The sequence below is a fragment of the Acidovorax sp. ACV01 genome (genome assembly GCF_014851495.1).
Classification (GTDB): domain Bacteria; phylum Pseudomonadota; class Gammaproteobacteria; order Burkholderiales; family Burkholderiaceae_C; genus Acidovorax; species Acidovorax radicis.
This window is the reverse complement of the sequence record NZ_JACUZT010000011.1, coordinates 154293-173244: the sequence shown is the minus strand read 5'-3', so window position 1 is coordinate 173244 and position 18952 is coordinate 154293. Positions and strand designations below refer to the sequence as shown.

19 protein-coding genes are annotated in these 18952 nt (G+C 64.7%); 3 read left to right on the top strand and 16 right to left on the bottom strand.

The features are described 5' to 3' along the window. From IB243_RS25125 to IB243_RS25115, 3 genes are all read right to left on the bottom strand, one after another. On the bottom strand, positions 1–1330 hold a 1330-nt coding region (locus IB243_RS25125; protein WP_370540390.1), incomplete at its 3' end, for a PAS domain-containing protein. Between the two features lie 510 nt (positions 1331–1840). Then, entirely contained in the window at positions 1841–2149 is a 309-nt protein-coding gene (locus IB243_RS25120) for a hypothetical protein (protein ID WP_192429862.1), read from the bottom strand. Then, entirely contained in the window at positions 2146–2820 is a 675-nt protein-coding gene (locus tag IB243_RS25115; RefSeq protein ID WP_192429861.1) for an SOS response-associated peptidase, read from the bottom strand. The genes IB243_RS25120 and IB243_RS25115 overlap by 4 nt, the downstream gene beginning before the upstream one ends. A 61-nt stretch (positions 2821–2881) precedes the next feature. On the opposite strand from IB243_RS25115, the gene IB243_RS25110 reads away from it, so the two are divergent. The 3 genes from IB243_RS25110 to IB243_RS25100 are packed head-to-tail and all read left to right on the top strand — an operon-like array spanning position 2882 to position 3674. Beyond that, complete coding sequence (locus IB243_RS25110) at positions 2882–3286, top strand: hypothetical protein (RefSeq protein WP_192429860.1); 405 nt, start codon at positions 2882–2884, stop codon at positions 3284–3286. Then, positions 3283–3495, top strand: coding sequence for a hypothetical protein (locus tag IB243_RS25105; protein ID WP_192429859.1), 213 nt, complete (start codon positions 3283–3285; stop codon positions 3493–3495). The genes IB243_RS25110 and IB243_RS25105 overlap by 4 nt, the downstream gene beginning before the upstream one ends. Further along, positions 3492–3674: a hypothetical protein gene (locus IB243_RS25100; protein ID WP_192429858.1), complete on the top strand. Its 183-nt coding sequence runs from the start codon at positions 3492–3494 to the stop codon at positions 3672–3674. Before IB243_RS25105 ends, IB243_RS25100 begins: the two co-directional genes overlap by 4 nt. 520 nt (positions 3675–4194) lie before the next feature. On the opposite strand, the gene IB243_RS25095 is transcribed toward IB243_RS25100, so the two are convergent. The 13 genes from IB243_RS25095 to IB243_RS25035 form a co-directional block, all read right to left on the bottom strand. After that, positions 4195–4989, bottom strand: a complete 795-nt coding sequence (locus IB243_RS25095; protein WP_192429857.1) for a DNA adenine methylase — start codon at positions 4987–4989, stop codon at positions 4195–4197. A gap of 140 nt (positions 4990–5129) precedes the next feature. Continuing rightward, complete coding sequence (locus IB243_RS25090; protein WP_192429856.1) at positions 5130–5294, bottom strand: hypothetical protein; 165 nt, start codon at positions 5292–5294, stop codon at positions 5130–5132. After that, positions 5291–5437, bottom strand: coding sequence for a hypothetical protein (locus tag IB243_RS25085; RefSeq protein ID WP_192429855.1), 147 nt, complete (start codon positions 5435–5437; stop codon positions 5291–5293). Before IB243_RS25085 ends, IB243_RS25090 begins: the two co-directional genes overlap by 4 nt. Next, positions 5434–5844 (bottom strand): DUF1353 domain-containing protein, encoded by a 411-nt coding sequence (locus IB243_RS25080; protein ID WP_192429854.1) that lies wholly within the window; start codon positions 5842–5844, stop codon positions 5434–5436. The genes IB243_RS25085 and IB243_RS25080 overlap by 4 nt, the downstream gene beginning before the upstream one ends. After that, positions 5841–6398 carry a glycoside hydrolase family 19 protein gene (locus tag IB243_RS25075; RefSeq protein ID WP_192429853.1) on the bottom strand — a complete coding sequence of 186 codons (558 nt, stop codon included), beginning with the start codon at positions 6396–6398 and terminating at the stop codon, positions 5841–5843. Before IB243_RS25075 ends, IB243_RS25080 begins: the two co-directional genes overlap by 4 nt. Positions 6399–6479: 81 nt before the next feature. Beyond that, complete coding sequence (locus IB243_RS25070) at positions 6480–6701, bottom strand: hypothetical protein (protein WP_192429852.1); 222 nt, start codon at positions 6699–6701, stop codon at positions 6480–6482. Positions 6702–6709: 8 nt separating this feature from the next. Further along, positions 6710–8551, bottom strand: a complete 1842-nt coding sequence (locus IB243_RS25065; RefSeq protein WP_192429851.1) for a hypothetical protein — start codon at positions 8549–8551, stop codon at positions 6710–6712. A 10-nt stretch (positions 8552–8561) separates the two neighbouring features. After that, positions 8562–8933 carry a hypothetical protein gene (locus tag IB243_RS25060; protein WP_192429850.1) on the bottom strand — a complete coding sequence of 124 codons (372 nt, stop codon included), beginning with the start codon at positions 8931–8933 and terminating at the stop codon, positions 8562–8564. Next, a complete protein-coding gene (locus IB243_RS25055) occupies positions 8930–9673 on the bottom strand; it encodes a hypothetical protein (RefSeq protein WP_192429849.1) in 744 nt (247 codons plus the stop codon). Before IB243_RS25055 ends, IB243_RS25060 begins: the two co-directional genes overlap by 4 nt. 3 nt (positions 9674–9676) lie before the next feature. Next, positions 9677–10837, bottom strand: a complete 1161-nt coding sequence (locus IB243_RS25050) for a hypothetical protein (RefSeq protein WP_192429848.1) — start codon at positions 10835–10837, stop codon at positions 9677–9679. Positions 10838–10852: 15 nt separating this feature from the next. Further along, complete coding sequence (locus tag IB243_RS25045; RefSeq protein ID WP_192429847.1) at positions 10853–14539, bottom strand: hypothetical protein; 3687 nt, start codon at positions 14537–14539, stop codon at positions 10853–10855. 2 nt (positions 14540–14541) lie between these two features. Beyond that, a complete protein-coding gene (locus IB243_RS25040) occupies positions 14542–14952 on the bottom strand; it encodes a hypothetical protein (RefSeq protein ID WP_192429846.1) in 411 nt (136 codons plus the stop codon). 3 nt (positions 14953–14955) lie between these two features. Beyond that, positions 14956–18948, bottom strand: a complete 3993-nt coding sequence (locus IB243_RS25035) for a tape measure protein (RefSeq protein ID WP_192429845.1) — start codon at positions 18946–18948, stop codon at positions 14956–14958. Positions 18949–18952: the final 4 nt, after the last annotated feature.

The window sequence follows — 18952 nt, the reverse complement described above, 5'->3', positions numbered from 1 at the left end:
GCTGGCAGGCGGCGATGGAGCGCTGCAGGCGATCGAGCAGCAGGCGGCGGTTGGGCAGGCCCGTCAAGGCGTCAAAGAAGGCCAGGCGTTCGATCTCTTGTTCTGCTCGCTTTCGGTCCGTGATGTCCATGGTGAAACCGTGGGACACCACCGAGCCATCGGGCTCGCGGTGCGGTATCGCATTGGTCATGTGCCAGCGCACGCTGCCGTCGGGCATGCGCACGCGGTACTCGCACTGCCAGGGCACCAGCTTGCGCACCGAGGTGATCGCAGAGCGCTGCACCTGCGGCAGGTCTTCAGGCAGCACGCGGTGCATGAGCACGCCATGGTCGGCGGTCACCTGGCTCGGTTCCACCCCCATGAAGTCGCGCACCGCATCGCTGATGTACTGCACGCTGGTGCCACCGTCCGCATGCAGGCGGTACTCGTAGATGAAGCCCGGAATGCGGCTGGCAATGCGCTGGATGAACAACAGCTGCTCGCGCAGCTGTTCTGCGGCGCGGTGCTCGTCCGTCACGTCCTGCACCACCCCCATCACCACCTGCACGCCGTCGCGCGGCAGCGTGCGCTGCACGCGGGACCGCATCCAGCGCACTTCGCCATCGGGGCGGCGCCAGCGGTACTCCACATCCAGTCCGGCACCTGGCACGCGGGGCGTGTCAAATACATGGCGGTCCTCGGGCAGGATGCCACTCACAGCGCGCTCAGGGTCCACCCATTCCTGCTGCTCAAAGCCCGCGATATCGCACAGGCCCGGGGACCACAGCAGCACCGTCTCGCCGGGGTCTTCAATGCGGCGCCAGTGGCCAGTGCGTGCCAGGCTCTCCATGGTATTGAAGACCTCGGTCTGCTCGCGCAGTTCGCGGCGCACCTCTTCCAGGGCACGTTCGGACGCTGCCAGCGCGGCACGCAGGATCTCGGCCTCGGTGGCATCGCGCACGGTGACCACAATACAGTCCGTGGTCACGCGGCGGGCAGACAGGTCCCAGGCCAGCAGCAGCCGACCCGGCTCGCGCACCACCTGGCGGCATTCGAGCGGCGCGCCCACGCGGGCCACACCCTGCAACTGGTCCATGAGGGGGGTGCCCGCCAGCAGGTCGAACACCTCGCAGGCGTCAGCGCCCGGGTTGCGCACCGCGCCCAGGCCGGGCATGCGCCGTGCGGCAGCGTTGGCGGCCAGCAGCAGCAGACGGCCGTGCTGCAACCGAAATTCCATCAAGGCCACCGGAACGGCGTCGACCAGCGCTTGCAGACGCGCCTGCGCCATCGGCTCTATGTGGCCCTCGCCGATGGGGGCCAGGAGATCGGTCAACAGTTCGGACGAGATCACGGTCGCTCTGAAACCTTTGAAGCCTGCGGTGGGTATGAATCCCGCCTGGGCAAGGCGGGGCCGACGGTCACAGTCAATGCGCCAGCATACAGGCAAGAGTATGTCAAAACGTAACAGTCATTGAAAACCTGTGGCATTTACCCGAGGGAAAACCCGAGACCCCGGTACGGCACGTCGATGACCATGCGCACCTCTTGCACCGGGCTCCGACACCTGCCGCGCGCAGTGAAACCGACCGGGGGCGAACTGCTACAGTCCACGCCTCATTTCCTGGCCCCCCAGCATGTCCGACACGCTTGAGCACCACACCCCCATGATGCATGGGCGTGTTTCCCTATGAAAAACCTCGCGCAGCGCCGGAAGCTACGCCATTTGTCACGCTGGTGGGACTCGTTTGAACTAGTGGCATGGCATCAAACCAGGCTACGAGCGCCAACTGCATGAGCGCTGCCGCATGTCCGCTCATCTACTGCTCATATTGTGAGCGCAACGCCTGAGATCGCCAGGACCTCAAATCCCACGGTTCGCAGCCAATTTCCACAACGCTGGCTCATCCGCCGCTGCCTCACGGCCCTCTGGGGTGAGATCTATGACCAGGCCCCAATCCTCACCCTCACCGCTTGAGACATAAGTGTCAGCAGTGAGAAGGCCACGCGCCCGAAGTTCGTTGATCTGCCAAATGGCCTCCAGGTCAGAAGCGAACGCGGGCAACGACATGCTCGCCAGCGCGCGCAGCAGCGCGAACGCATCGGCCGCATGCTCAAAAGTTGCATTGCCCCGAGCCTTCTTCGCCACCCTGTGCAGCTCGGACGCTTTCATGTCGGCCCCGCGTCGAACAACTCGACAGGCATCAGCCTGAGCAGGGCCTGGGCCTCGGCTTGGGTGCCAACCAGCCACTGGTCATAGTCCCCCGGCTCGATGGGGATGACACTGCGTTTGTCCTGCTGATCGGCGGCCAGCTTTGGGTCTGGCTTGTGCATCCTGTTCATGAGCGGGTGCGCATCAGCGTTGATGGTCAGCATGGTGTAGCTCTCGTGCACCTCGCCCGTGGCCTTGTCAGTCCACGTGCTCCATAAACCAGCTAGGCCCCAGGGGCGGCCATCGGCACGGCGGAAGCGCCACCACTCACACTTCTTGAACGGGGTTTCATACGGCCCCCAGTACGGTTCGTCAAAGTCAGCCGCCGGGATAATGCAGCGCTGGCCGTGAGCCCATGGGTGTTTGAAGCTTGCCTTGGCAGCCAACTCCTCGCTGCGCGCGTTGTTCAGCGGGAACTTGTACTGCGCCTCCTTAGCAAACCAGGGAATCAGGCCCCACTGCCCCACAACCAGCTCGCGGGTGTAGCCAGCATCGTCCTTGGCCCGGCGAATGAAAGGGCCTTGCCTGCGCGGGAACAGCTCAGCGTCCCACCAACGAACAGGGTTGCGGCTACCGATGGCCCACTCGCGTTCCATCTCAGCCATTGCAGGCGGTGTGTAGCGGTTGCACATGGCACGACTGTACACCGATTTTTAAAAACACTGTATGCTTTCCCAGTGTTTGGAGTCCATCATGAAAATCGAGGTTCGCTACTCGTGGCGGTACAAGTGGGGCGGCCGCACTGTGGTGTCCAGGGTCAAGATGACTGAAGAGCAAGCCCGCAGGGAGAACCCCGAGGCTGTGCGCCTGGACGGCACGCGGGAAGAGGTGGCCGTGATGGACCAGCCATGCGAGATCGACCAGGCCAACGTCAACCTGATGGCCCGGAGTCTCGCCAGCGACCCGGAGCGCCTATCCCGACTGCATCGCCCCAAGACCTTGCCCCAAGAGGCCGACTTTGTGCCACTGCCCCTGGCCGCAGTGCTGTACCACGTAAGCGCCCAGGGGGACGTGTGGACCGTGACATCCACAGCAAGCAGCCCGCACCGGGTGGTGTACCAGGGGCGCGGCCCTGTGTCGGTGGAGCCTGCGCCATGAGCAACCCGATCCCATACCCCACCCTGCTACGCACGCCGACCTGGTACGGGGGTATGCCAGATGAGCTGGTGCTGCCGCTGGAGGCTGCCGCCTACCTGGTTGAGCAGGTGGAGCCCGACCGCTGGACGGTGACCGTCAAGCACACAGGCGAGGTGCTGTACCGGGGGATAGGGCCGGTGGAGGTCATCGAGTCACCGGCGCCTTTTTGAGTGAAACAGGCATCCCATCCGTCACCATCAAGAAGGCGCACCTGAACTTCATCATCGGAATCAAAAACACCAACCGATTTTTGCCTGTGCGTTTGCACAAGACCGCGAAAGCCACGTCGGCGGCTCTTCGCAAGCAAAACCGTCTGGGAAGCCTCATCAGCGCGCAGTTTCAAGGATGAAACCATTGCTGCAAGCGCCCTCCAAGGCAGTCGGGTACCCGCCGCACCACTGCCGGGCACCTATTGTGAACTCATACCGGCGGTACACTACCGGTAGTGTCTTGAATGCATATAACACACCATATATAGTGCGCACATTAGCAGTTTACGCCGTAACGCAGGCTGCTCATTAAGGAAGGAGGCGCCCATGGCGGCACCCATAACGAAAAAAACCCCCAGTTATGAGCTGGAGGCTTGATTCGGGTTCGAGGGAATCCCCCTAGCCATGTCTTTGGACGGACACCGACAGTTTACGGGCTGCGGAGGCACAGGACAAGATTCCCAAGATGTAAAAACACATTTTTAGGGACTTAACCATGCCAACCTGCATGTACCCCAAGAGTGTGCACGTGAATCCATACGTTCGTTTTCGGCTTGGCCGGGTCGAACACGTATGCGAGCACTGTCGCGCACTCCCAGGTCAAGACCACCTGATCTGAGCATCAAAGCGTCTAAGCCGCCCCTCGGGGCGGCTTTTTTGTTAGAACAGCTGCACCGGCTCCGCCTCACGGTCCCAGCTGTAGATGATCAGCTCAGTGCGATCAGCGCCCTTGCCGCCACCGGCCACCTGGTAGGTGATGGGCACCGTGTCCATCTGGAAGCCCGCGAAGCACTCGCGGATAGCCGGGTGGTCGTTGATGCTGAGCACCGCCTTGCCTTTGATCTCGCGCATCAGGCGCGCCATGTCTTCGTACTGGCTCCACTCGAACGGCACGCCGTAGCCCTCGGTTTCCCAGTAAGGCGGGTCCATGTAAAACAGGGTGTGGGCGCGGTCGTAGCGCTTGATACAGTCTTGCCAGTCCAGCCGCTCGATGTAGGCCCCGTGCAGCCGCATATGGGCCGCGCTCAGGTCTTCCTCCAGCCGCAGCAGGTTGACGGTGGGCGCCGGGGTGGTAGTGGCCGTGCCCCAGGTCTGGCCCTGCACGCGGGCACCAAAGGCCTGGTGCTGCAGGTAGTAGAACCGGGCCGCCCGCTCGATATCGGTCAAGGTCTCGGGGCGGGTGATCTGCAGCCACTTGAACACCTCGCGGCTGCTCAGCGCCCATTTGAACTGACGCACAAACTCCTCAAGGTGCCGCTGCACCACGCGGTAGAGGTTGACCAGCTCGCCGTTGACGTCGTTGATGACCTCGCATTCGGCAGGCTGGCGCAAAAAGTACAGCGCCGCGCCGCCTGCAAAGACCTCCACGTAGCAAGAGTGCGCAGGGAAGCGCGGGATGATGATGTCGGCCAGGCGTCGTTTGCCGCCGAGCCACGGGATGATGGGTGTTGCCATGATGGGCTCCAGGGTATTGATACACTGCCCCGGCCTGTACAGGTGGGCGGGGCCTTGGCTGGGCTCACTGGCTTGCTCAGTGGTCTTGGTGGCCGTCCGGGTGTTCGTAGCACCCAGGCGGTCGCCTCGTTCTTTTTTCTTCAGTCGATGCGCGGCGGAGGCGCATCGTCATCGCGGGGCACAGCAGATCGGGAGACACGCTCCTCGATCTCCCGCTGCCGCTCGCGCAGCTCGTGCTGCAGGCGCTGCTGCTTGCGGCGCCCTACCTTGCGGCCCCGGGGGGCCGAGGTTGCCAGCGCGCTCATTCGCTCACGGGTGATGCCGCTGCTGCGCATTGGCCCCCAGCGGCGGGCACATAGCAAAAGGCGCCCAGCTTGAAACTGGAACAGCCAGACAGCGTGGCAACGGCTGCAAGCGCGAGGATGAGGGCGATCTTGGTGCGGTTCATGGTGCTTCTCCTTGGTTGTAGAGGGGTGGTTGCGAGGTGACGTCTTCGTAATACGCACCGCCGCCGATGCGTACGCCGAGCCACATAAAGAAGCGCGGCAGGAAGGACACCTCGTTTTTCATCGCGGCGTTGAACACGGCGTCGGCCCACTTGCGCGGCCGGTGCTGTGAATACAGGTAGTCGTGCAAGATGGCGCTACGCCGGGCACGGTTGGCAAACAGCAGATACGCGCCGGGCAGGCGCGGAACGCTGGCCAGGTCTGTGGTAAACCCACGGGGCACCGTGACGATTTCGGCAGGCTTGCCGTCTTCCTCGATGCGCACCGTGAAGTTGTCCACCAGCTCCCATTCGTTGCTGTTGCCCAGGGGCTTGAGCAAGGGGTCGATCAGGAAAGTGACGGTGATCACAGGCCCATCTCCTTGCGCACAGCTCGCCACCGCCGCAAGCGGTCTTCGTACCCATTCAGGGCACCATTGACCTTGCGCGTGACGGCCTTGAAGTCGTCGGCATCGGCCAGCGGGTTGATGCTGCGGGAATCCCAGTAGTCCCCCGCGCACAGCGCTGCCCACGGCTCGTGGGCGAGCAGCTCGGGGGATTCTTCGAAGTCCGGGACGTGCGCGCCCAGTCGCTTGCGCAAGCGGTCGCGCATCTGCGCATGGTTGCTGCGGCCGGTGATCTGGATCAGGCCATGCCCCCGGTACCGAAGGCCGTCGCCCGGGTTCACGTTGCCCAAGTCGGCACGGCCTTCGTATCGCCGCTGCGCATCCGTTGGTCCCCAGATCTCGGTGGTGTAGAGCAGGCCCTCCGACTCATGGCCGATCTGGGCCAAGAATGCGGAGATGCGTTTGGGCGTGCTGATGTCGTACGCCTGGCACGTGGCCCGCAAGGGCTCTAGCCATCGCTGCGCGCGGGCGGGTGATGCGCCGATAGCGCGCAGCGCCTCGACGGTGATGAGGTGCATGGGGAACTCCTTTCTAGGTTGCAGAAACAGCAACGCCCGCCGGTGTTGCCACTCGGCGGGCGTTGCAGGGATGTGTGTTGACTAGACTTCGATGGTCACCAGCGTCAGGTTGGGTGCTTCGGCCTCGATCACCCCATCGCGCACGTACACCTTCTGGCCTACGGTGGCTTCGCCCCGCACAGTCAACTTGCCGCCACCGGGCAGCTCGACGGTTGCGGTGCCCCCAGTGACAACCAACACTTCCCCCACCTGCAGGGGCGCGTCGGGGAAGATCTCTTTAAAAACTCGGTACGGGTTTGTCATGGGCTGCCTCACGCAGGATGGGTTTCAACGGAGAGCACCTGGCGCAGCGTGGGACGCGAGAACTCCAGGGAGGTGGATCGCACATAGCCGAGGTGTGTGGTGCCGCCGTCCACATAGCGCACCAGGGCACCCGGCTTGATGACCCCCGTGGTTGCCAGCACAGGCAACCGCAGACTTATCTGCGCCTGGCTGCCTGCATCGCTCAGCACTGCCCGGCCGCGCTGGCGGGCTGCGTCCGCGTGGGTGATCAGCGGATGGGTCACCATGGGCGCAACGACCCCACCGGATGTGCCGGCACGTGTGACTTGCCCCAGCACACCAGCGCTTGTGCCACTGACGAAGACGCGGTTGTAGGGTGCCTTCCGCCGCCACTCGATGCCCTCGACGCTGACGGCATCGCTGGGCAGCTCGAAGTTGGGCGTCAGCCCTGCCCAGTCCCACGGCGCAGCGGGATAGCGCGGAAGCACGCGCAGGGTTTGCGCCGTGTCGTGCGGCTGCAGGTAGGCCCCGGCCGCGTCCGCAATGTCGAGCAGGGCGCTGATGTAGCTGCCCTGGTGGCTCCACACATTGCCTGGCACCAGCCAGTCGGCCAGGCCCCAATCCACGTCCCACCCGATGCTTACACCGTTGACGGTGAGCACATCGGCCATGAGCTGCTGCGCGGTGCGGTTTGCTGTGTTGCCGTGGTTGCGCACAGGTGCGTAGGGCGCATCAAGGATGGCCGCCCTGCCCCGCCCCTTGACGTTGACGCGCGCCCTGCCAAACGAGCGCTCACGCGTAACGCTCTCTGCTGCCAGGCGGTACGGCACGCCGTTGATGGTGGCGAGCACGTCCACCGGGTCTCCGCTGCTATCGGGCATCACAAGATCAAGCGCGTGGCCCGGCAAGGATGCGGACCACTGCCAGGTCCACGAATCGACGTCGATGCTCATGCTGAAGCTGTCGGCGGGGATCGCCACCGCGCCCTCAACGCGCATGAGGGTGATGTTGTTGATGGTCATGTAGACCCTCCGTACTGGAACGACCACCGTGCCCGGGTCAGGCGGCGTTGTGTGCCGTTCACAAACAAAAACCAAGGGCATGCCCGCGCCGCCCGCTTCAGAGAACACCAGCCGCACGGGCAGCTCAGGCACATAGCAAGGGTCTGGCGCCGGTGGGTCCACCGGGCGCACCCAGCGGCCGATGGGCAGGCGCCGGGCCTCCTGGTAGCGGCTCAGCAGTTCAGTACGAATGGGGTCCGCATCGGTAGCCATCTCGACAAACCCGGCCGACAGGCCGATGGCCTCCTGGTATGCCGAGGTCACCCAAGCGCGCGCGTCGCGTCGCGCCTGCTCAAACGCTGTAGCCACCGGCCAGTTGCCCACGCGCTGCGCGTCCAGATACCGGGATGCCACCGCCCTGCGCAGGCGGGCCGCCTCTTGCCAGGCCGCCAACAGCGGCCAGGCACCCACGGCAACAGCCTGCTGGAATACCACCACGGCCCCTGGCCGCACGGTGCGATCCGCATCGGTCCAGGTGCCTGAGAGCCCGCGCTGCAGGCGCTGCCCGTCCTGCCAGTGCGAATGCCGCTGAACGCGCAAGGGCGCGGCACTCTGCCAGGTAGACACGAAGTCCTGCTGCAGCGGCTTGGCGTCCTGCCAGGAGCTGGTTGCAATCGCTTCTATCAGGCGCGGCGTGTTGCTGTCGTACTCCACATTGACCACGCCACGCAGGCGAGTGACCCGCGCCACCAGCGACACGGTGCTGTCTGCTGGCGGCTCGGCAGGGCCTTCGGTCTCGCCAAACACCACGCGCACCGGCAGCTCATCGGGCAGCGGCGCTTGGGTAAAGGCAAGGCGATTGACGGTCATGGCGCTGCGCTCAGGTCAGCTCGGTCAGACCGAGGATCGCGCGGCCACCAGCGAGCAGGCGGGTGCCTTCGCTGCCCGAGAGCTTGAACGGCCCTTCGCCATCCTCATCGGTCACCGCGCCTGAGGCCAGTAGTTCGTTGTCGTAGCTGTACCAGAGGGCCGACGCCGCAAAGCCATTGGCCGCGATCAGGTCACCATCTGGGTCGGCTTGCGCCAGCACCAGCTTGTTGTCCACGATCTCACCGCAGGGCGAAGCGAGCACCAAGACAGCCAGCGTGACCGACGTGGCACTCAGAAAGTGCAGCCGCGAGCCAGCTCCGCGCGCCAGCAAGCCTTCCAGCATGGCGACAGCGCCTGCATCGGTGAGCACCAGGTCGCTCATTCTGGGTAGCCTTCGGGTTTGATGCGGTCCGCGATCACGGCGCGCATGCCGCTGTCCGGGTAGATCGCGGTGAGCGTGTAGGTGAAGTTTTCATCCACGTCCTCGAAGACACCCAGTCCGGTGACCGGGTCGCTCCACTGCTCGCGCATCACCTTGCCGTCAATGTCTCGCTCCAGGCGCACCTTGGCCCATTGGGGCGTGTAGGTCTTTGGGGTGGTGGCGGGCAGCACTTCCTTGACCACTTCAAAGGGGATACGACCGATCCCTGAACATAGGTAGAGGTCCCGGGTCTTTACAACCACGGCAGATGCATTGCCCAGGGGCTTGAGGACGGCTGTCTTGGTGGCAGACACGAATCGCCCCAGGCCGTAGAACTGGGTCTCGGTGTATTCCGGGCTCGGGCCTGTGCCCGTGGCGGTATCCCCGCCGCGCAGCACCAACGCCGAGGGGTAGCGCGATGAAGTGGTGCGGGCGCCAATCACGATGCCGTCCACGTTTTGCGCCGTGGGGAACGTCCAGGTAAGCACCACAGCATCGCCCCCCGCCGCCCAGTAGCATCCGGTCGCGGTGCTGTCATCCTTGAGGTTCGCCAGCGCGCCAGAGGGCGCGGCGCTGGCCGTAAGAGTTGCTGCCGCGTCCACGCGGGTCACCCCGGCATAGAGGTGGAACTCCGACAGCTCCAGGGTGGTGGGGGTCGGCGACACCATTGCCAGGGCCTGCCAATACTTATGGGCTGCCATAGCTCACCTCCAAGGACCAATGATGTCCAGCATGGCAAGGTTGAGCATGGAGCTGACGTACACCTGATTGCCATGGAAGGAAGCCGCGTAGGCCTTGCCACCTGGCAATTCAACAATCTGGTGATTGGTCAGAAGTGCCTCCGCCTTCTGGTTGATGCAATACAGCAGCCCAGGAAAGGTGGCCCTTTGAAACCCCGACACCGTGTCCTTGTAGCCGATGCGACTCAGGGGAATCGCGCCCGTGATGGGGTTCGGTAGGGGATCTGAAGAGGCGCCAAACCGAGACTCTGACGATGCACATCCGCGAGAACTCGTGCCCGTTCCGAGAAAGATCCTTGGTGTGGCCACGGCGTAATTCACCGCGCCGTAGTCGATGACATAGTTCCCCCCCACCGCGTTCCAACCAGAGTCAGGGGAGCCTGCCAATACCGTGGCAAAGGGATCTCCAGCGGGCGACTCTGGGAGGAGGTCCCCGAAGGCCAAAATGGCATGACCCAACCCAGCATTGGATTCAAAGCAGCCTTGCACCATCAAGTAGAAAATCCGGCCATCAGAGGCAAACAACCAGGGCGATGGTGTAGTGCCGCTGGTCGCGTCCGACTTGCCCCAATAGGCGCCGCCGTTCACTTGCGCAGCAGAAGGAAACAGACCCGTGCCGGTGGAGATGGCCGTCATGGTCTCGTAGCCCACGGCACGGGCCGACTCGACGGTGGTATCGGCCACGCGCAGGTATTGACCGTGTGCGGCTGGGTGGGCCGACTTGTAGGCGGCGAGGTTCGTGCCCGAGAAAGGCTTGTTGAACCCGGCCGGTGCCATCTTGACCGTGATGGTGCCCGTGGCGGTGCCGTCCGCTGCCGCCGTCGCCCATTTGATGACGTTGGGCGCCACCGCCGTCACTTTCTGTTCGCCGTTTAAAGCCGCGAGCGTGCCCGTAACGCCCTCCACCAGCACCACCGCATGCTTTGCGGCTGCATGGTCGGTCGGAAACGTCGCCGTGGCCACACCACCCGCAACGACCACGCTGGATGCTGTCTGCTGGCCCCAGCCATTGACCAGCAACGCGTCCAGCAGCGCGATCAGGCTGCCAGCGGCGCGGGTGAGCGTGGGCGCGCCTGGCATGCTGCTGCGCGCCCATTTGACGGAAGTATCGACAGGAGAAGTCATGTTGCTGCGCCTCTTTTAGGGGCGGTCCCCGTCGCCGCGTGCGAGGACCGAGAAGGAATAGTTGGTGCCGGATTCGGGGCCTTGCTGGACCACACGCACGAGGGGCACGGATGCCATGGCGCCCACGGTGTTGAAGCGCAGCACGTTGCCCGCCACCCAGCCCGCGCCCCACCCTGATTCACGGACAGTGAAGTAAGGCGCGCCCGTGTTGGGATTGATGGGCGCACAGTCGGCGCCCGTGGAACCCGTGCCAATGACGCCGACGTTCTCGCCGACGATCCGATACGAAGTGCCGCTGACTTCAAAGTGCAGCGCCCAGCGCTCTGTCAGGGCGCCTTCGTTGGTCACCTCGATGGGGGCCAGCGTGTCGTTGTAGGACGCCAGGGCCTGGTCACCGTCCAGGGCATCTATCCAGGTGATACCGTTCCAGCTCATCTGGTCGAACTTCAGCGACACCCGGGCACGCATGTCGCCCAGCAGCAGCGCGCTGCTGACGTAGGTGCCCTCCACCGGGTAGTTGTGGGTGAGCGGGCGCGTGAAGCGGATATGGCCGCTGAGCTGCGCGTCCCCCACCAGGGCCGTGTCTTCGATGCGGTGCTCCACGGTCACCGGCTGGACAAAGCTGGAGACATCCGTGTAGGTGCCCAGGCCGGTTTCCAGATCTGCCGTGTAGCCGGTATTGATGGCGACACCGTCATGGCCCAGCAAGCGCACGCGAGAGAGGCGGGTTCGGCCGCAATCGAAGGTGTCGCCGTTGGCAACGGTGGCGGGTGCCAGCTTTTGCACGTTGCCCACCACGGCCACCCGGCCCGCCGCATGCACAGGCACCAGGCCATCGGTGGGCAGGCGCACCGAGTTGATGCCCACGATGGAGGCATCCAGCGGGATATAGGTGTAGGCCACCGCGTTGTAGCGCAGCGTGCTGGCACGGGCCGTGTCCAGATCAACCACGCCCACACCAGCGATCCCCATGTACGACAGGTCTGCGGTGCCCAGGCTAGTGGGCACAGGGCTGCAGAACACAAGCTCCACGACCCCGTTGTCATAGTTGATGGTGCCCTTGACACGGGCGCCGTCGATCTTGCCGTTGGTGCCCGCAGTCACGTTGATGGGCGTGCCATCCTCCATCTCGCCCACCAGGGAGAAGCTGCCCGGGCGCAGCGGCGCCGTGGCAGTGCGGAACATCACCTTCGTGTTGCCGGAAATGTCCCCGGCGCCTGACACCGGGGGCGCCTGCACCGCGCGCCAGTCGGTGAGCGCATTGGCAGTGCCGGGAGTCCAGGTGGTGAGTTCAAGCATGCCCAGGGCGGCACTCACCGTGCCCACCGGCACCCCTGCGCCGGTCCCGGGGTTGATGCTGCCCAGCAGCACCCCGGTGTTGGCCGCCAGCAGGCGCCCGCCCGCCAGCTCAAACGACACGCCTTGCAGCGTGTAGCCGTCCGCCAGGGTCAGCACCCGGTTGATGTACGAGTCCACCGTGACGGACACGGGGTCGATAGGGTCGGTGGAGGCTGTGCCCGGGATGTAAACCAGGGTGTTGAACGGGTTGAAGGCGCAGTCGGCGTCGAACGTGAAGCCTGCCCCTGCGTAGTCGCCCAGGCGGCCACCCATCAGCAGCCAGTTCTGGCCGGTGCCATCGACGGTGGCAACCAGCAGGGCCTGCCACCCGGTCATCGCAACGGTACTGAACAGCGCGGGGTTGATGCTGAGCACCCCCGAGCCGTAGTTGACCGAGCCGATGGTCTGACCCAGGGCTTTGAGGTTGCCGCTGCCGTCGTCCGTGACATTGACTTTCATGCTCACAGACGTACGCAGGCCGTTGTCTCCATGCGTGCGCGACAGGTAGAGCTGAGCGCCTGCAGGCAGGCCCGTGGCCGTGCCGTTTGCCACGATCTGCAGGTCAAACGCCACCGTGCCCGCCGCAATGGTCGCGCCCACCGTCGAGGTCCGAACGGGGGCGCCAGTGGTCCAAACCATGTCGGTCTTGGTCACCGCGATGGCCCCACTGGCGGGCACCCCCGGCGCGTTCTCTTGCTTGAGAGTAAACACCGTGCCGGGTGCAGGCAGCGCATCGGGTGCCAGCAGTGCCACGCCGCGCTGGTAGTCCACGACGCCCGTGGCATCGCCGGTGATGACGCCGTTACCGTCGTCCGATGCCGACTTGGCGGCACCGTCGTTCCAGGTGATCTTCAGCTTGTTCGGCTGGATGGGGCGTGCGCCAGGTGCGTCGGAGGCCGCCCCGGAGGTATTGAGGGGCGTGTAGAGCCGCGAGCCCATGCGCAAGGTGGTGTTGCTCAGCGCCTGGCTGGTCACTTCATCAATCCACTGCAGGATCAGCGCGCTGCCAACGTCGGGCAAGGCCCCCAGCGTGATCTGCAAGGTGCCCGTGGTGCGGTTTAGGTTGCCCACCCCATAGGAGGCATCCAGGCCGCGCAAGGCGCCCGATCCGTCTTCGCGCAAGGAGTACCACCGGCCCGCCACCAGGTAGTGCGCGACCAGGCTGCGGCGCGCAGGGGGAACGATGGTGACCACGTAGTTCAATGCGCGGTTTTGCAGTGTGATGGCAATGCCCAAGGAGCGCTGCGCGGCCTGCGGCGTGGCGGCGGGGGTGGCGGTGATCGTGTGCGATCCAGAGCCCGAGCCGAACACATCCACAGACAGCGAAGCCACGCCGTTGTCGTAGTCGATGCTGCCCACCTCCGCCCCGGCCTGCAGCAGCCGCCCGCCCTTGTCGATGATGGTGATGCCACCGCGCTCGATAGACACGCTGCCAGGCAGCAGGCTGCCGCCCACGAACAAGGACTGGCTGGGGGACCAGATGGCAGACACCGCCTGCACCACCGGCCCACCCGCCGCCACCAGGGCATAGGCCATGCCGTTGGTGCTGGCGTCGGCAATGGGCGTCTCGGCCTGGGCGCTGGGGACGATGGGCACGCGGATGGTGCTGGCGCGCACCGTGAAGTCGCCAATGCTGGCGGGTTCGGCCAAAGGCACCGCCCCGTAAAAGCTGGCGGCATTGGCGACCACGGCTTCGTTGATGCTGGTGCGCGCCTTGATCTCTTCGGCGCTGGGGTCAATGCGCATGGCGTCGAAACCGTCGAAGTCGGCTTCCAGCGGATCACTGAGACCCAGCGAGACGATGTTGCGCGCAAAGTCCCCGGCGCTGTCCGAAAACACGCGCAGCAGGTTGCTGACCGATGTGATGGCCACGAACTGCTCGACCTGGCCGGGAAGGCCGAAGTTCTTTCGCAGCACCAGACGATCGCCAATGTTGGGCAAGGGCACGCCCTCGCGCTGCGCGATGGTCAGGGAGCTTTGGCCCTGCAGCATGTCGCCGAACAGATAGCCGGGGTAGGAGGAGCCGCCCGCGAGGTAGCTCTCGATGCGGCGCTTGATCTCGTCGCGATTGGCAAACAGGTTGTCCACCTTCACCATCACCACCGACACGCGCGGGTCGTTGGGCGGCGCGGCAATGATGACGTGCGCGCCCAGGTAGGTGTCCGTGTCCGGTGTGGTCACCCCCAGCACCACCTGGCGGATGTTCACGCGGCCGATTGCGCGGTCCAGCTCGCTGATGTCCGGGAAGATGGCGTTGCTGGCGCCATCGGGAATGACAACGCCGGTCGGTCCGCCCCCGCCGTCCGGGGTGTCGGTCATGTTCTTGGAGGCAAAGATTTTGATGTCGCCGGATGCGATGGGCATGGTCAGACTTCCAAAAAGTTAAGTTCGAGACTGCAGTAGTAGTCGGAGGGCTCGGGGTCGCTGTAATCGATCACGGGCTCTACTTGCTTGATGGCGCCGCTTTCTTCTGCGGTGCCGTGGTCAAAAATGACCGTGCGCGCCACGCCGTTGTGCGTGAGCGTGAATTGCTGCTCGGGCAGTGCTGCCCAGGCAAGCAGGGTTTCCATGCCTGATCGAAGAATCCAGGCGCTGTCTTCGCTGCCTGCCAGCGTGATCAGCCTGCCGCCTACGCGGGGGGCAGCGTCTACCAGCAGCGCGCCGGTAAGGCTGCGTTCGGTGGCCTGGGCCACCGGAGACCAGCGGAATTCATTGACCCACAAGAGGTCTTCAGGCAGTTCCAGGGTGGTGGAGCCGTATGTGAGGGTGATGGCCATGGGCTACCTTGAAGCGCGCTTGCTGTCAGCCAGAGCGGTGAGAAAGTTCTCCAGCACCTCGCGCCCGGCAGCGTCGGTGTTCACCGCCCCCAGGTTCCGACTGCCGTAGTGAAGATGGACGGGGACGCCCGGGGGTTGCCGCGATACGCCGCCCGGACTGCCGGAGTCAAGCCCACCGCTACCCGATGAAACGCCGCCGCCTCTGCCGCCTGCACCGTTTCCACCGCCGCCACTGGAGCCACCGCCGCCACCGGCGCTGCCACCAGGGCGGGAGGAGGTCGATCCATCCTTCCCGAGCGACTTGGCCAGCTCGCGTTCGATGCGTTCAAGCTCCGCAGCAATGTTCCGTTGCTCCAGCAGGCTCTGCTTGCTGCGCATGTTCCCGTAGTTCTTTTGATAGGACTGGAGCTGCAGGCGCAATTGCCAGGCCTTCATGGCAAGTTCATTGCCCACGGCCTCTTCGCCATAGCGGGCGGCGATCTGCTGGTTGATATCGGTGTCGTTCACACCGGCATAGCGGATGTCGCGGGACTTGCCGATCAGGTCGGAGCCGTCGCCCACGGTGTATTTGTCTTTGTCGCCACCAGGGGTGAGACGGTGTTTGTCGTAGATTTTTTCGAGGGCTTTGGCGTTTGCAGCTGCTTGGGCCGCCGCAGCGGCCATATCCCGATAGCCGCCTGCAGCGCCACCGGCTGCACGGCCCACACGGTGTGTGGCTTCTTCAGCATCGCGCATCGAGCGCACGATGGTGCGACCGCTCTCATCTACTTCGACCTTGAGACCAGCAGCCGAGGCCTGCGCCGCAATGTTCGCGTCCACGATGCCGCGATTGGCCTCTACCATGCGCTGGATCATGGCCAGGGCCGCCAGCTCCTTGCGGCGCTGCCAGGCCACGTAGGACTCGCCCTCTTGCGCGCCCGCCTTGGCGATCACGGCGTACGCCTCACGGGCTTCGGTGGCAGTGCGCTGCAGGCTGGCCGAAGACTCCAGGCCCAGCCGCTTCATGGCCTCAGCAACGCTGTTAATGCCGGGCGTGGCCTGATCAAGTGCGGCTTTCAACTCCTCGGCCTTCTGCCTGGCTTGATCAAGCAGGCCATCGGCCACCTTGTCGCCCAGTGCCCTGCGTACCTGTTCGATGCGGGCGCGGAGTTCATCCAGGGCCTTCTGGCTGTCTGCCGTATTGATGGCCTGGGTGAAGCTGGCGGCCAGCACGCGCCCGGCATCTACACCTTGTGCCTTCAAACGGTCAAGGCCACCGATGACGACATCGAGGTCATTCAACGCGCTGCGCGATGCGGTACCGATCTTGCCCTGCAGCTGGTCGAACTCCAGCCCTGTGCGCTTGACCGCCTCGCGCAGGACGTTGTCCATCATCTGGGACACGCGCTCAGATTCACGGCCAGCGGCGGCAAGCGCCCCCTTGATGCGCTCCTCTAGGTCTTTGACAACCGTCTCTGATGCGCCGTTGGTGATAGCCTGCTGCAGCTGGTCCTGCAGCTTCTTCGCGTCTTGCGCAGCAGCAGTAAATGCGGTGCGGGCGAGCACTTCGAACTTGGCAAGGTCTTGCCCATCGAGCGCTTTTGCCCAGGCAGCCTGGAACTCGCTGGCCGTCAGCTTGCCGTCTGCCAGTAGCTTGTCGAGCACGGCAGAGGCGGTGCGGATGCCTGGGGAGTTCGACAGGTCAAAATCTTTTCCGATCTTGCCTACCGCATCAGCGACAGAGTCGCCCGAGGTGCGCAGCTTGTCGAACTCTGCGAGGAGGCCCACGCTCTCCTTGGTAAGGTCAAAGACCCGGTTGCGGGCCTCCACCAGTTTGTCGCTCTGCAGCTGCAAGGCCGCCGCCTGTGCCTTGCGTGCCTCTGTATCACGAACGACCGCCTCTGTGGCTGCGCGCTGTTGGGCTTCGTACCTCTTGATGGTCTGACCGGCTTCGGTGAAGCTCATCGCCCACTCGAACACCGATGTGGTGCCGCGCTTGATCTCGCCACTGAACAACACAACGGTGGCAATCAACCCCACCGGCCCGCCGAGCAGCCCAGTTACACCGCGCATAGCACCGCCCAGCACGCCAAACGCCGCAGTCTTCGCACCCACCGCAGCCGTGTTGGCCACAGCCGCCGCCGTGGCCGCTGTGGTGGCCTTGGTGGCCTGCCCGGTAAAAGTGGCAATCGAGGCCCACGACGCGGCATTGGCGGTGCGTGCAGCTGTGGACGCCGTGGTAGCGGCGATGTTGGCGGTTTGCGCGGCGGTGTTGGCAGCGTGGGCAGCGGCATTGCCCACCTGCGCAGTGGTGTTCGCAGCCACTGCGAGGGTGTTCTTTTCGACAGCAGCCGTGGCCGATAGGGTCTTGAGCGCCCAGGCGCCAAAGTCAGCAGCCAGGCCCGCGATCTTGATGGCCGCCCACAGCTTTCCCGCAGCAGTGAGGGTGCTCACCAGGGTGTCAAGGTTGCCAGCCAATGCGTTGATGACCTTCGCCGCGTTGGCGCTGCTCACCAGGCCGTTGTCTGACTGGCCTACATACAGGGTCCACTGCGTGGTGAGGTTCTGCAGAGCGCGGCCCACGGTGGGCGGCAGCTTGGAGAACTCGTTGGCAACCACATCGGCTTGGCCGCGCAGGGCCTTCATCACTACTTCAGCAGTAAGGGCGCCCTGCCCGGCCAGGTTGCGCAGCTCGCCCGTTGTGACGCCCAGGCCATTGGCCATGGCCTGAGCAAGGCGCGGCGCCTGTTCCATCACGGAGTTGAATTCTTCGCCCCGCAAGACGCCCGACTGCAAGCCCTGAATGAGCTGCGTGATCGCGGCCCTGGACGAGTCAGCAGAGCCACCCGATAGCTGGATGGCTTGATTGATGGTTTCAGTGAGGCGCAGGGCGTTGCCTTGCGCGAGCTGAGCAGACTGGCCGGCCTCTGTCCCTGCCTTCGCCAAGCGCGCGAACAGCGTGCCGGTTTCATTGAGCGCGGTGTTCGTGCGCAAAGCGACCTGCGCCACCCCATCAAAGGCGGCTTGAAACAGCGGGCCTTCACCCGTCGCCAACTTGACGCGGGCTTCGAGGTTGCGGAACTCGTCGGCGGTGTCTGCCACGCTCTTGGCAAGGCCCCCGACATAGCTGCCGCCCAGCGCAACAGTGGCGATCTGCTGGATGCGCTGCAGCTGCGTGCTGATGGAGGTCATGCCCTCACGCAGGGTGCGCTGGTTCTGCGCTTGCACCTGGGTGGACTGCGTAGAGGCTGAGGCGGCCTGCTGGTAGGCGGGGGCCAAGGCGGCCACTTCCTGCCGCACCTGAGCGACCGCACTGCGCAGACCAACCTCGGCCTGCGCGAGGTTGGTCGTGCTGATGCCAACGGCCTGCATGATCTCGCGCGTCTCAGTGAGCGCGCGGCGCTTGTTGCCCAGCTCAGTGCTCAAGCGCACCGAGGAGCCGATAGCTAGGTCATATTCCTTGCGCAACGCGGCTTCGGCGTTTTGGGCTTGGGTGGTGGCCTGGGCCGTGCTGCGCAGTGCGGTCTGTTGGGCTTTGACCTCTGCCACGGCGGTCTTGATGCCATCTTTGAGGCCCGCCACCGTGGCTTTGTATTCGTCGGTCCGGCGCGCAGCGCCCTGTGTTTCCTCCCGCACAGCCTTGAGCGCATCGCGTTTGCTCTGCAGAGCCGTGCGAGCCTGCTCCAGCGCTGTCTGGGCTGACCGTTCAGCAACTGCTAGGGCCTGGGCTTGGGCCGCTGCCTGGGGCAATTCGGAGCCCAGGCGGTCAACCTGCTCAGTGGCCTTCTGCAGTGCAGTCCCCAGGTCGGCAGACTCGCGCTTCAGGGCTTGGAAGTTCTCGACCGCCCGTTGCTTGGAGGCGAGCGCCTCAAGCGCCTGCGCGGCCTGCAGAGCACCTTCCTTGAGGTCGCCCTCCAAGACATCAGCGACCCCGTGCAGCGTCTTAGCGAGCACCTCGGCATCAGGCGCGCCCTTGACGGCGGCTTCGATGTCGTATTTGATCTTGGGGTCTGCCATTTTG